General features: G+C 76.1%; 2 protein-coding genes. Both read right to left on the reverse strand.

Going from position 1 to position 15,009, the window contains the following annotated elements; translation table 11 throughout:
• Positions 1-5,165: SDR family oxidoreductase (locus DV20_RS12130; protein WP_152603684.1), on the reverse strand; the 5,165-nt coding region annotated here is incomplete at its 3' end.
• A 37-nt stretch (positions 5,166-5,202) separates the two neighbouring features.
• A complete protein-coding gene (locus DV20_RS43050) occupies positions 5,203-14,994 on the reverse strand; it encodes an SDR family NAD(P)-dependent oxidoreductase (protein ID WP_051735928.1) in 9,792 nt (3,263 codons plus the stop codon).
• Between the last annotated feature and the right edge of the window lie 15 nt (positions 14,995-15,009).

The following is a 15,009-nucleotide window of genomic DNA, read 5'->3' on the forward strand; positions in this document are numbered from 1 at the left end:
GGCAGGTGCGCGCGGCCGGCCGCGAGGCTGTAGGCGACTTCCGCGGCGGACAGCTCCGGCTGCCGTTCCAGGTGCGCGGCGAGCCGCCCGGCCACCGACCGCAGGGCGTCGGAGCTCCGGGCCGACAGCAGGAACGCCTGCTCCCCCGGCGCGTCGGCGGCCGGGGTGCGCTGGTACTCCTCCAGCACCACGTGGGCGTTGGTGCCACTGGCCCCGAACGAGCTGACCGCGGCGCGGCGCGGGCCCCGCGCGGGCTCGGCCCAGCCGGTGGTCTCCGACGGCACCCTGAACGGGCTGCCGTCCAGCGGGATCCGCGGGTTCGCGGCCGTGAAGTGCAGCGTCGCCGGGATCGTGCGGTGGCGCAGGGCGAGCACCGCCTTGATCACCCCCGCCACCCCGGCGGCGAACTGGGTGTGCCCGACGTTGGTCTTGATCGAGCCGAGCGCGACGCTGCCCGGCGGGGCGCCGTCGAACACCCGCGACAGGGCGCGGAACTCGATCGGGTCGCCCAGCGGGGTGCCGGTGCCGTGGGCCTCCACGAGCTGGACGCCGCCGGGCTCGATCCCGGCGTGCACCTCGCGCAGCAGCCGTTCCTGGGACGCCGCGCTCGGCGCGGTGAGCCCGTTGGTGGTGCCGTCCTGGTTGACGCCCGAGGCGCGCAGCACGGCGTGGACGTGGTCGCCGTCGCGCTCGGCGTCGGCGAGCCGCTTGAGCACGAGCGCGCCGGCGCCCTCGCCCGGCACGAACCCGTCGGCGCCGGCGTCGAAGCTGCGGCACCGGCCCGTGGGCGAGAGCATCCCGGCCCGGGCGGCGGAAGCGTAGAGGCGCGGGGTGGTCTGCACGAACACGCCACCGGCGATGGCGAGGTCGGTGGTGCCCGCCCGCAGGTCGCGGCAGGCCAGGTCGATCGCGACGAGCGAGCTGGAGCAGGAGGTGTCCACGGTGAGCGCCGGGCCGGTCAGGTCGAGCAGGTAGGCGATCCGGGACGCGACGACCGAGCCCATGGTGCCCCACAGCGCCTGCGCGGGGGCCGTGCCGTCCAGGTGCTCGGCGTAGTCGCCGGCGTAGCAGCCGACGTAGACGCCGGTCCGGTCGCCGGGGCGGCGTTCCCCGGTGCGGCCGGCGTCCTCGAGCGCGTTCCAGCACTGTTCGAGGAAGATCCGCTGCTGCGGGTCCATCGCGGTCGCCTCGACGCCGGAGATGCCGAAGAACGCGGGGTCGAACCGGTCGATGCCGCGCAGGAAGCTGCCCGCGCGGCAGCCGACCTCCGGGGCCAGCGGCCAGCGGGTGACCGGCTCGACGAGGTCGGTGCCGGCCACGAGGTGGTCCCACAGCTCGTCGGGGTTCTCCGCGTCGCCGTAGCGGGCGGCCATCCCGACGATCGCGATCGCGTCGTCGTCCGGCGTGCGGCGGCCGGCGGGGGCCGCCGCCGGCCGCACCCCGGTCAGGAACGCGCCGAGGCGGGCGAGGGTGCCGTGGTCGAACAGGTCGGTGGTGTCGATCGCGGTGCCCAGCGCCTCGTTCAGCCGGTGCACCAGGCTCACGCCGAGGATCGAGTCGAGCCCGTAGTCGGCGAACGGCCGGTGCCGCTCGATCTCGCCGGGCGGCAGCTGGAGGATGTCCGCCAGCTCGGCCAGCAGGACCTGTTCCGCGTCCGCCTCCCCGGCAGGAGCCGCCGGCCGCGCCGGTGCGGAGGACGTCTCGTGCGTCGACGGCCCGAACCAGAACTCCGGCCCGGCGAAGGGGTACCCGGGCAGGTGCACCCGGCGCGCCGCCGGCACCGCACTGTCCACTTGGGACCAGTCGAGCGGCGCGCCCTTGGCCCAGAAGGCCGCCGCCTCATCCCACCGGCCGTCGGCGGCCCACCGCTCGACGAGCGCGCGCAGCTCGGCCTTGCCGGCCAGCGCGGCCAGGGTTTCCTTGCTGGCCCGGACGCGCCCGCGCCACCACGGGCCGTCGGCGGCGGGGTCGGCGAGGAAGGCCCGCAGCTGCTCACGCCACTCGCGCACGTCGTGCGCGACGAAGCACAGCCGTTCGGTCATGGCCTCGCGGCCGGTCTGCAGCGTCGCCGCGACGGCGGCGAGGTCCGGGGCGTCCTGGCGGTCCAGCCAGGACGCCAGCGCGGCGGCACGGGCGTGCAGGTCCTGCTCGGTCCGCGCGGACAGCGGCAGCAGCACGGGGTGGCGCAGCGGGGTGGCCGGCGCCGGGACGGGCCGGTGCTCGGCCACGATCACGTGCGCGTTCGCGCCCCCGGCGCCGAAGGAGGAGATCCCGGCGATCCGCCGTCCGCCCTCCGGCCGCGGCCACGCACCGCCGCCGCGGCTGAGGACGAACGGCGTCGCGGCGAAGTCGATGTCCGGGTTGGGTTCCCCGGCGTGCAGGCTGGGCGCCAGCTCGCCGTGGCGCAGCTGCAGCACCACCTTGGTCAGCCCGGCGATGCCCGCCGCCGCCTCCAGGTGGCCGATGTTGGTCTTGACCGAGCCGAGCGCGCAGGAGCCCGCGGCGGGCCCGTCCGGGGCGAACGCCTGGGTGAGGCCGTCGATCTCGATCGGGTCGCCGAGCCGGGTGCCGGTGCCGTGTGCCTCGACGTAGCCGACGTCGGCGGCGCTCAGCCCGGCCCGGTCGAGGGCCTCGCGCACCACCGCGGCCTGGGCCCGCGGGTTGGGCACGGTGTAGCCGTTGGTGCGGCCGCCGTGGTTGACCGCGGACCCGAGGATGACCGCGTGGATGGGGTCGCCGTCGGCCTCGGCCGCGGCCAGGGGCTTGAGCAGCACCGCGCCGACGCCTTCGCCGGGGACGAACCCGTCGCCGCCCGCGCCGAAGCTGCGGCAGCGTCCGTCGGCGGCGAGCATCCGGGCCCGGCACAGCTCGACGTAGGTCGACGGGTGCAGGTACAGGTTCACGCCGCCGGCGATGGCCAGTTCGCACGCGCCGGAGCGCAGGTGCTCGCACGCCTCGTGGATCGCGGTCAGCGAAGCCGAGCACATCGTGTCCACCGGCAGGCTCGGTCCCCGCAGGTCCAGCAGGTAGGACACGCGGTTGGCCAGTGACGCGAAGGACGTCCGCGGCGCGGGCCGGAGCCCCCCGGAGGCCGGCGGGCGGTGGCGGTCGAAGCCGGTCTTGGTCACGCCGGCGAAGACCCCGACCCGGCCCTGGTGCCGCTCGGCCAGCCGGGCACGGGTGTACCCGGCGTCCTCGAGAGCGCACCACACCGTTTCCAGGAACAGCCGTTCCTGCGGGTCGATGTCGGCGGCCTCCCGCGGCGAAATCCCGAAGAACGCGGCGTCGAACCGGGCGAAGCCGTCGAGGAACGCGCCCCACTTGCTGTAGCTGGCGCCCTCTTCGACGGCACGCTGCTTGTCGGGCTCGTAGAAGCCGTCCAGTGACCACCGTGCGGCGGGGACCTCCCGGACGCTGTCGCGGCCGGCCCGCAGGTTCGCCCAGAACTCGTCCAGGGTGGGGGCGTCGGGGTACCGCCCACTCAGGCCGATGACGGCGATCGGCTCGCCGGCCGGGACGGGCTGTGGCGTGCGCGGGCGGGGCGTGCGCGGGCGGGGCGCCGGAACGGAAGCGGTGGCCGGAGACACCGCGGCTTCGGGCACCGGCGCGGCCCCGGCGATCGAAGGCGCCCCGGAAGCAGTCGGTGGCTCGGAGGTGGCGCCCGAAGCGGTCGCGGAAGCAGCCGCCCCAGGGGCCGTGGGCACGTCGGCGAGCCAGCGGGCGCAGCCGTCGGGATAGTGCTCGGCGAGGTGGGCGGCCAGGTCACCGAGGGTCGGGTACTGGTACAGCAGCGTCTTGGGCAGCGCCCCGAACCACTGCGCGAACCGCCGGTTCAGCCGGGTGACGGTGAGCGAGTCGATCCCGTAGCCGTCCAGAGGCGCCGCCGCGTCGAGCCGGGCGGGGTCGAGCCGCATCGTCTCGGCCAGCAGGTCCTTCAAGCGGGCCAGCACCCGGGCGGGCAGATCGGCCGGCTTCGCGTGCATTTCGTCCCCTTCCCCGGAAATCACGACGTGGGCGGCACCGAGCGCGATCGCTCCGTGCAGGGCCTCCAGCGCGGCCGCGGTCTCCAGCGGCGGGCCGAACCGCTCGGCGAGCGCGGGCAGCTCCTCCTCGGGCGGGTGCATGCCGCCGTCGCGCCACAGCGGCCAGCCCAGCGAAACACCGACGCCGTGCCGTTCGCCCCGGGCGGCCAGCCCGGCCCGGACGCCGAGGTAGGCGTCGAGGAACCCGTTGGCCGCGGCGTAACCGGCTTGGCCCGCGTTGCCGAGCGCCCCGGCGGCGGCGGAGAACGCGGCGAAGAAGTCGAGCGGCAGGTCGCGGGTCGCCTCGTCGAGGTGGACCACGCCGCTCACCTTCGGCGCGAGCACGCGCCGGAAGTCCTGATAGGACGCGTGGATCAGGTAACCGTCCCGCAGCACGCCCGCCGCGTGCACGACGCCGTCGAGCCGCCCGTGGGCGCGGACGACGTCCTCGACCAGCCGGCGCACCGCGGCCGCGTCCGTGACGTCGACGCTGTGGTACTCCCCGGGGGCGCCGGTTTCGGGGGCCCGGCCGCACCGGACCACGACCGCGCCCGGGGCGCGGCGCGTCACGTCTTCGGCGAGCAGGCGGCCGATCCCGCCCGCTCCCCCGCTGATCAGGTAGACGCCGCCGGGCCGCCACGCCGCCGGGGCGGCGGTGGCCGGTGCCGGGGCCCAGTGCGGGGCCTGCCGGCCCGCCGGGGTGTAGCGCACGTGATCGCGTCCGGCACCCGATTCGGCGGCCAGTGCCTCGGCCAGCTCGTCGCCCGACGGCTCGTGGGCGAACTCGACCAGCTGCCCGTGCAGCGCCGGGTCCTCCTGGGCGGCGGTGCGCAGCAGGCCGAGCAGGCCGGGGAACACCGTGCCCGCCCGGCAGGCGACCTGCACCAGGCACGGACGGCCCGCCGGCGCCGAGAGCAGCCGCTTGAGTTCGCCGAAGAGCCGGATCGCGGCCCGTTCGTAGGCGGTGGCCGGGTCGTCGCCGCCGCCGGGCACCTCGGCGAGCGAGGCGCCGGGGAGCCGGTCGCGGACGGCGGCGCCGGGCAGGTCGCACACCAGGACCAGCCGGCGGGCGCCGGCCGGCGGAGCGGCCGGGCCTGCCGGTTCGGCGCGCCACGCGGGCACGCGCAGGGTGCTGCGGGTCACTGCGGGAACTCCCTTCCAGCGGGACGAGGGACCGGCTTCAGACGCCGAGGGCATCGGGGCTCACCCGGTCGGCCAGGACTTCGTCGAGCAGGGCCGCGCGCGCGGCCACGTCGAACGTCGGCGGTTCGGGTTCCGGCACCCAGTGGCGCCGGCGCGCGAACGGGTACGACGGCAGCGCCACGGTGCGGCGGGCCCCGGCGGGGTGCAGGTCCGCCCAGCCGACGACGCGGCCTTCGCACCACAGGGCGACGAGGCGGTCGAGGTCGCCCGTGCCCGCCGCGGCCGTCGCGGCCGGGTCCGGGGTGCGGTCCCGGGCCACCGCGGCCCCGCGGGCGCGCCGCAGGACGCCGGTGTGCAGCCCCGGGCGGGCGGTGCCGTCGAGGAACGCGCCGAGCGCCGCGACGACGTCTTCGACGCTGCCGGCGGCGAACCCGAGCCGGTGCTCCATCTCCTCGCGGCCCACCTGCAGCGTGAACGCCAGATCCGCGAGGGCGGGCGCGTGGCCGTCGGCCAGGGCGCGCACGAGGAAGTCACGCAGGTCCCCGGCCCGCGCGCGCAGCCGGTCGGCGTCGCGGGCGGACAGCACGATCGCCTGCGGACCCGCGGCCGGTGCCGGTGCCGGCCGGTCCGGCGGCGCTTCCACGACGACGTGGGCGTTGACGCCGCCGAAGCCGAAGCTGCTGATTCCGGCGCGCAGCGGCAGTTCGCGCCCGGCCGCGTCCGTCACCGGTGCCCAGGGGCGCAGCTCGCGCACCACCTCGAAGCCGCTGCCCTCGAGCCGCAGGTGCGGGTTCAGCCGGTCGCAGTGCAGCACCGGCAGCAGCTCGCGGTGGCGCATCTGCTGCAGCACCTTCAGCAGGCCCGCCAGGCCGGCCGCCGCTTCGGCGTGGCCCATGTTCGCTTTGACCGAGCCCAGCGCCCGGACGCGGCCCGCCGAGGCGCCGAGGTCCCGGTAGGCCGTGGCGAGCGCGTCGACCTCCACCGGATCGCCCAGCGCCGTGCCGGTGCCGTGCGCTTCGACGTAGCCGACGGTGTCCGGGTCGATCCCGGCCATCGCCGTCCGCACGACTTCGGCCTGCGCGGCCGCGTTGGGCGCGGTCAGCGACGCGGCCCGGCCGCCGTGGTTCTCCGCGCTGCCCAGGATCACGCCCCGGATGACGTCGCCGTCGCGCAGCGCGGCCGCCAGCGGCTTGAGCAGCACGGCCGCCGCGCCCTCGGCACGGACGTACCCGTCGGCGGCCGCCGAGAACGTCTTGCACCGCCCGTCCGGGCTGAGCATCCCGGCCTGTTCCGCCGCGGCGAAGGTGTCCACGCTCAGCAGCAGGTTCACCCCGCCGGCGATCGCCATGCCGCACCGCCCGGACCGGATGCTCTCCACCGCGCGGTGGAGCGCGACGAGCGAGCTGGAGCACGCGGTGTCGACCGGCTCGCTCGGCCCGTGCACGTCGAGCAGGAACGAAAGCCGGTTGGCGAGCACGGCGTGCGAGTTGCCGGTCGCGGTGTAGGCCTCGGGCGCGACCCCGCTGGCGTTGAGCAGGTGGTGGTAGTCGGTGCCGGACACGCCGAAGAAGACGCCGGTGTCCGCGGGCAGCCGGACCGGCGGGTACCCGCCGTCCTCCAGCGCCGTCCACACGGTTTCCAGCGCCAGCCGGTGCTGCGGGTCCATCAGCTCGGCTTCCAGCCGCGACACGGCGAAGAAGTCGGCGTCGAACCGGTCGACGTCCCGCAGCAGCCCGGCGAACTTCGGGAAGTCCGCGCGCGCCACGACGTCGGCGTAACGGTCGTCGAACCGGTCGCCCGGGTAGGACGTCACCAGGTCCTCGCCCGCCCGCAGCCGGGCCCAGAAGGCGTCCGGGTCGTCCGCGCCGGGGAACCGCCCGGCGATGCCGACGATCGCCACCGCGCCGGTGCCGGGTTCGGCGGGCGCGAGTGTGGCCGTGGCGGGCGCGGTGGCTGTGGCGGGAGTGGCTGGCGCGGCAGACGCGGCAGGCGCGGCGGCCGTGGTGGCCGTGGCGGGGGTGGCCGGCGCGGCAGGCGTGGCGGGCGCGGCCGCCGTGGTGGCCGTGGTGGCCGCGGCAGGCGCGGCAGCCGTGGCAAGCGCGGCAGCCGTGGCAGCCGTGGCAGACGCGGCGGGCGTGGCGGGCGTGGCGGCGGACAGGGCCGCCCGTTCCGCCGGTTCCCGTTCCCGCACCTCCCCGGCCAGCTTGCCGACGAGGCCGCGGATGTTGGGGAACTCGAAGAACACCGACGGGCGCAGGTCGGTCCCCAGCCGCGCGCCGAGTTCGGTGGCCAGCGAAGCGAGCGTGATCGACTCGAAACCGTAGGCGGGGAAGTGGGTGTCCTCGTCCACCTCGGCCGGGTCCAGCTTGAGCAGCTCGGCGACCGTCTCCCGGACGACGCCGGTCAGCCGGGCGCGGAGGTCGTCGTCCGGGGTGCCGGCCGGCTCGTCCGGCGGGGGAACCGCGCCGAACCGGGCTCCGGCGAACCGGCCCAGCACCCGGCCGGTGTCGTCGAGCAGGCGGATGTCGAAACAGGCGTCCCCGGTGCCCTCGACCAGCAGGGCACGGGTGCGGCCGAAGTCTCCGCCGGTCGCCGAGGCGAGCTGCCCGATCGCGGCGTCGGCGTCGCCGGTCAGGTACTGCACGCCCTGCACGAGCCCGGCGCACACCCAGGCCGGGATGCGCACGCGCCGCGGGGCCGGGTCCTGGCGCCGCGCGGGCTCGGCGACCCGCACGAGGAGCCGGCCGCCGAGTTCGGCGACGCCTTCGACGACGCGGGCGTACGGCCGCGGATCCACGCCGAGCTCGCCCAGCTTCGCGTAGAAAGCGTCCTGGTCGAGCGAGAGCAGCGCGGTCACCGCCGGCTCGGTCCCGCCTTCCGCCGCTTCGGCGGGCACCACGTCCGCGCTGAACAGGAGGGTGCCGTCCTCGGCACGCAGTTCGGCCTGGTGGACGCCGTCCCGCCGGCCCAGCCGCCACTCCAGCTGCCGCTCCTCCGCCGCGGGAGCGGGCAGGGCGCCCCAGCGGGCGTCGCGGACGGCCCACCCGTCCCCGTCGAGACCGGCGACGTCGGCGAAGGCGAGCACGCCGTCCAGCAAGGCGACCGTGGCGTACCGGCGTTCGCGGCGGACCGAGTAGACGTAGTCGAGCAGGTCGTCGCCGCGCAGCGGCAGCCGGTAGCGGATCCCGCTCAGGTCCGACCGGTTGACGCCGACCCACGGGTGCTCGCGCCGGGTGAAGGCGAGCGGGCGCAGCACGTCCGGCGCGTCGTCGAAGCCGGGGTACCAGCACCGGACCTTCTCGAACGGGTAGGCGGGCAGCGACAGCTTGGCCGGGCGGGTGCCCGGCGGCCAGAGCAGGTCCCAATCCACGGCCGCGCCCGCGGTCCAGTACCCGGCCAGGGCCGCGAGGTCGGCCGCGGCGAGCGCCCGCGTCACCTCTTCCCCGTCCGGGGGCCGGGACACGCTCATCGTGCTGGAGGTGAACCGGACGCCGCCGGGCATCCGCACGGGGCCGTCCCAATCCACTTCGGACAGTTCGGCCAGCCGGGCTTCGGCGGCCGCGAGGTCCTCGGCGGTGAACGCCAGCCGGCACGGCAGTTCGTTCTTGCCGGTCTGCAGGGTGTAGGCCAGCGCGTCCAGGCCCGGCCGTTCGGTGCGCACGTAGGCGTGCAGGTCGCGCAGCACCCGGCCGAGCGCCCGCGGCGTCGTCGCCGAGCAGACCAGCAGCCGCGGCACGCCCGCGTCCGGCCGCGGCGCCGGGTTCTCGTGCTCCTCGACGACGAGATGCACGTTCGCGCCACCGGCCCCGATCGAGGTCACGCCGGCCCGCCGGGGCACCGGCCGCCCGTCGATCACCGGACGGCGCCATTCGGCGCGCTCGTGCTGCACGACGAACGGCGTGTCGGCGAAGTCGATCGCCGGGCTGGCCGGTTCCGCGTGCAGGGACGCCGCGAGCGTGCGGTGCTTGAGCTGCAGCAGTACCTTCGTCAGCCCGGCGATGCCCGAGCCGGACAGCAGGTGGGCCACGTTCGATTTGACCGAGCCCAGCGCGCAGAAGCCGCGGTCGGCGGTGTGGCGGCGGAACGCCGTCGTCGCGCCCTTGATCTCGATCGGGTCGCCCAGCGACGTCGCCGAGCCGTGGCCTTCGAGGTAGCTGATCGTGCGCGCGTCCACGCCGGCGTCGTCGAGCGCCTTTTCGATGGCCCGGGCCTGCTGGGCGGGGCTCGGCACGGTGAAGCCGTTGCGCACGCCAGCGTTGGTCATGCCGGTGCCGCGGATGACGCCGTGGACGTGATCGCCGTCGGCGATCGCTTCGGACAGGGGCTTGAGCACCACCATCCCCACGCCCTCGCCGAGCACGGTGCCGTCGGTGCCGATCCCGTAGCTGCGCAGCACGTCGGCGGTCTTGCTGGTGAAGTGCGCCTGGGACGTCGCGATGAGGTCGTAGGGGTGCAGCATGAGGTTGATCCCGCCGACGACGGCCATCCGGCACTCGCCGGCCCGGAGCATCCGCACCGCCTGGTGCACGCACGTCGAGGACGAGGCGCACATCGTGTCCAGGAACATCGACGGCCCGGTGAAGCCGTAGAAGTAGGACAGCATGTTGGCGAACACGCCGATCTCGCTGCCGCTGGTGGCCGTGCCGCGCACCAGCGCGTTCTGGAACCCGTAGAGGGAGTAGCTGTTGTTCATCGAGCCGACGAGCACGGCGACGTCACCCTCGTAGCGGCGCTGGATCGTCTCCCGGGAGTAGCCCGCGTCCTCCAGCGCCGTCACGCCGGCCTGCAGCAGCAGCCGGACCTCAGGGGACATCAGTTCCGCCTGCCGCTGGGAAATCGCGAAGTAGCGCGGGTCGAACGCGTCGATGTCGCGCAGGAACGTCCCGGTCTTGACGACGGTCTTGCCGGGCACGTCGCGCTCGTCGAAGTAGAGGTCCTCGTGACGCCACCGGTCACGCGGCACCGGCTCGAAGCTGTGCCGCCCTTCGCTGAGCAGCTCCCAGAACTCCGCCAGCGTGTCGGCACCCGGATAGCGCCCGGCCATGCCGATCACCGCGATGTCGTGGCTGTCCCGTTCGGCCCGCGGCTCGCTCTTCGCGACCGGGACGGGCGCCGGTGCGGGTGCGGGCTGGGGTTCCGGCTGGGATTCCGGCTGGGTCTGCGGCTCGGGCTCCGGCTCGGGTGCCGCGCCGAACATCTGCCGCAGCCGGTCGCGGTGCTCGGCCAGCAGGTAGCCCGCCACGCCGCGCAGGTCGACGTGCTCGAAGAACAGCGTCTTGGGCAGCGAGCCGAAGTCGTCCTCCAGCCGGCTCGTCAGGTCCACGACGACGAGCGAGTCGATGCCGTAGCGCTCCAGCTTCTCGTCGGGCCGGATGCGCTCCGGGTCCTGCCCGGTCAGCTCGGCGAACAGCCGCCGCAGGTGGTCCTCGGCCCGCGCGGCGAGCGTGCGGTCATCCACTGTGGACTCCCCCGTCGCCGCCGGAGCCGGACGGACGGCGGGTTCGCCGGTGACCAGGCCCGCGTACCGGCGCAGCTTCGCCGCCTCCCCGAACAGAACGGCCCGCTGGACGGGCGCGTCGACGCGCAGCGCGCGCTCCAGCGCGGCGAGCGCCACGGGTGTCGGCAGCGCCACGGTGCCCGTCGTCTTCCGCAGGTAGGCCTCGGTCGCCGCGTCGACCCGCATGCCGCCCTCGGCCCACAGCGGCCAGTCGACGACGCGGACCGTCAGGCCCGACGCCCGCGCCGCGTGGGCGTCGAGGAAGGCGTTCGCCGCCGCGTACGCCGTTTGCGCCGCGCTGCCGAACGCGCCCGCGACCGAACCGAACAGCAGCAGGAAGCCCGCCGCCTGCTCCCGGCAGGCGGCGTCGAGGTGCGCGGTGCCGGCCAGCTTGGGCGCGAGCACCGCGGCGGTCGCCTCCGGCGGCGTGGCCACGAGGTGGCCGTCGGCGAGCACCCCGGCGGCGTGGAACACCCCGTCGAGGCGGCCGAACCGCTCGCGGATCGCCGCGGCGGCGGCGCGCACACCGCCCGCGTCGGTCACGTCGACCGGCTGGTGGTGGATCCGGTCGCCGTAGCGGTCCCGCAGCGCCTCGACCTCGGCGCCGGGAGCCCCGCGGCCGCCGAGCACCACGGTGGCGCCGTAGCGGTCGCACAGGTGCGCGGCGACCAGCCGGCCCACGCCGCCCGCACCGCCGGTGATCCAGTAGACGCCGCCGGGGCGCAGCAGCGACTCGCCGCCGTCGGCCACCGGCAGTTCCACGCTCTCCCGCCGCAGGCGCCGCCCGTCCCGGTCGTAGGCGACTTCCACCTCGGCCGCGCCGGCCTCGGCACGCACGATCGCCTCGAACCGGCCGGCGTCGTCCGCGCCCAACCCCTCGACGAGCACGAGCTTGCCCCGGACGGCCGGATTCTCCTTGCGCAGCGACTTCAGCACCGCGGCGAGCGGGGCGTACACGGGGTCGTCCGGGGCGCCCGGGGCGACGACGAGCACGGTCCGGGCCGCCGTCCCCGGCCGGCCGAGCAGGGTGCGCAGGTGCCGGTAGCAGGCGTCGAACACGGCCGCCGCCTCCGCGGGCGCGGCGGGAGACACGACGGGCAGCGGCAGGACCTCCGCATCCAGCCGGCCCGCAACGGCCGCGGCGGGCGCCTCGGCCAGGACGGCGTTCAGCACCACCAGCGGGCCTGCGGTGCTGCCCACGGGCGCGGGCGGGGGCGCGGGCCGCCACACCTGGCGCACTTCGAGGAGATCGCCCTCGGCCGGCTTCGCCATAGGCGCAGCAACGGCTCCGGCCGCCGACGCGGGCACCCACCCCTGCCGCGCCTCCACCGAGTCGCCCTCGGCCAGCCTCGTCGCGAGCGCCGGTGCGGGTGCGGGCTGCCGCGCCTCCGGGAGATCACCCTCGAGCGGCTTCGCCATGGGCGCGACCACGGCTCCGGCCGCCGACGCGGGCCCCCACCCCTGCCGCACCTCCACCGAGTCGCCCTCGGCCGACTTCGCCGCGAGCGCGGGCGCCCACACCTGCCGCGCTTCCACCAAGTCACCGTCGGCCGGCCCCGCCGCGAGCGCCGGTGCGGACCCCCGCCCCTGCCGCGCTTCCAAGTCACCCTCGGCCGGCTTCGGCGCGAGCGGGCGGGCGGTGTAACCGCGCAGCCGGGCGCAGAGTGCGCCGTCGTCGCCGTGCACGTCGATGTCCACTTTGGACCCGTCGCTGTTCGCGGGGCGGATCACGGCCCATGCGGTGGTGCCGACCGGGGCGTAGAGGGTCAGCTCGTCCAATGCGAACGGCACCGAGGCCGCGGCGGGCCGGCGCCAGCCGCCGGGGCCGTCCGTGCCCAGGGCGAGGACGGCCTGCAGTGCGCTGTCGAGCACCGCCGGGGGCAGCAGCCATCCGCCGGGTGCCGGCACCCGGATGCGGGCGAGGACCCCGTCCGCGCCGCGGGAGACCGCTTCGAGCCCGCGCAACGCCGGCCCGTGCTCGATCCCGCTGGCCCGCAGGGCCGCGTAGCCGTCGCCGACGTCGAAGGGCTCGGCGAACCGCGCGCGCAGCCCGGCCGGGTCCGCCTGCTCGCCGGAGCTCGACCCGGCCACGAGCCGCCCGGCCGCGTACCGCTCGCCGGACTCGCCGAGGACGGCGACGTCGTAGCCGTCACCGGCGGGCACCAGCCGCAGTCGCACAGCGAGCCGTTCGCCGGGCACGGCCAACGGCCGGATCCAGCCGAAGTGGCGCACGCTCGGGACACCGGGCCCGCCGATGCGCGCCGCGGCGGCGAGGACGAGCCCGAGGACGGCGACGCCCGGCACGACCGGAGTCCCGTTGACGACGTGGTCACCCACGAAGTCCTGGCCGGCGGTGAAGACCAGCGGGAACGTCCAGCCGCCGCCGGACTCGCGGCCTTCGCCGAGCGACGGGTGGCCGGGCGCCGCAGGATCGAGCGGCCGGAACCAGAACGGCGTCCGGGCGAAGGCGTACCCGGGCAGGTGCACGCGCCGCCCGGTGGCGGGCCAGGCCGACCAGTCCACGGGCAGGCCGTGCACCCAGGCGCGGGCGAACTTCCCGGCCCGGCCCTGCTCCGCCCAGCGCGCCGCCAGTTCGGCCACGTCGGCTTCCTCCAGGCCGGCGGCGAGGGCGCCGTCGGGGCCGGCCTGCCCGCGCAGGCATCCTTCCGGCTCGGCTTCGCCGCGGGCGACGCACTCGAGCTGCCCGGCCCACCCGGCCAGGTCCGCGGCGCGGAACACCACCCGGGCCGGCATCGGGACCCGGCCGTGACGCAGCGTGTGCGCGACGTCGGCGAGCGCGGGCGCCTCGCCCTCGGCCAGGCGCGCCCGAGCCCACGCGGCCAGCCCGGCGCAGGTTTCGCGCAGCCGCTCATCGTCCATGGCGGACACCGGCAGCCATTCCTCGGTGGCCGGGGCAGCCTCCGCGGACACGCCGCCTGAGGCAGCCTCCGCCGACACACCGCCCGAGGCAGTCCCCGCCGACACGCCACCCGAAGCAACCTCCGCGGGCACCCCGCCCGGCGCCTCCAGGACCGCGTGCGCATTCGTCCCGCCGAACCCGAACGAACTGACCGCGGCCCGCAGCGGGCGGTCGCCGTCGGGTGTCCAGCCCGCCGGCCGGTCGACGACGTGGAACGGTGTGCCGGTCAGCTTGATCAGGGGGTTCAGCCGCTCGAACCCGACGGTGGCCGGCAGCCTGCGGTGCCGCATCGCCGCGATCACCTTGAGGATGCCCGCGATCCCCGCGGCGCCTTCGAGGTGCCCGATGTTCGGCTTGACCGAACCGATCCCGCACTCCTGGCCGGTGCGGGTGTCGCCGAGCGCGGCGAACGCCTTCTTCAGCCCGCGCACCTCGATCGGGTCGCCGACGGGGGTGCCGGTGCCGTGCGCCTCCACGTAGCTCACCGAGGCGGGGTCGATCCCGGCCCGCCGGTAGGTGTCCACGATCAGCTGCGCCTGGGCGTCCGGGTTGGTCACGGTGAGCGAGTTGGTGCGGCCGCCGTGGTTGGTCCCGACGCCTTTGACGATCGCGTGCACCGGGTCGCCGTCGCGCCGCGCGTCCGCCGCGCGCTTGAGCAGCAGGACACCGCCGCCTTCGCCGCGCACGTAGCCGTCGGCCCCCGCGTCGAACGCCCGGGCGCGCCCGGTCGGGGACAGCATCCCCGCCTTGCTGAACGCGATGAAGTGCCGCGGTGACCAGACGAGGTTCACCCCGCCGGCCAGTGCCAGCTCGCAGTCGCCGGCCAGCAGGGCCTGGACGGCCTGGTGCACCGCGACCAGCGAGCTCGCGCAGGCGGTGTCGTTGACGACGCTCGGCCCGCGGAAGTCGAAGTGGTGCGACACGCGGTTGGCGATGATCGCGTACGCCGAGCCGGTCGGGTAGTAGGCGTCGATCCGGTCGTGCTCCTGCTCGACGAGCTCGGCGTAGTCCCAGTGGCACACGCCCATGAACACGCCGGTGCGCGAGCCGGCGAGCCGGTCGCCGCGGTAGCCGGCGTCCTCGATGGCGTGCCAGCTCAGTTCCAGCGCCATGCGCTGCTGGGGGTCCATCAGCCGCGCCTCGCGCGGGGAGACGTGGAAGAAGTCCGCGTCGAAGCACTCCACGTCGTCGACGAACCCGCCCCAGACGCTGCTGGTCTTGTCGCCGTCGCGGCGCGGGTCGCCGGCGTGGTCGGCGGCGCGCCAGCGCCGCGCGGGGACTTCGCGGATCAGCGAGTGGCCGCCGGCCAGGTTCGCCCAGAACTCGTCGATGGTGCGGGCGCCCGGCAGCCGCAGCGCCGCGCCCACGATGGCGACGTCGGAACCGGCCGGGTCACCGGAGGGGTGGCTCATGAGCAGTCCTCGTCT

Origin of the sequence: Amycolatopsis rifamycinica (assembly GCF_000695625.1) — a bacterium.
GTDB lineage: Bacteria > Actinomycetota > Actinomycetes > Mycobacteriales > Pseudonocardiaceae > Amycolatopsis > Amycolatopsis rifamycinica.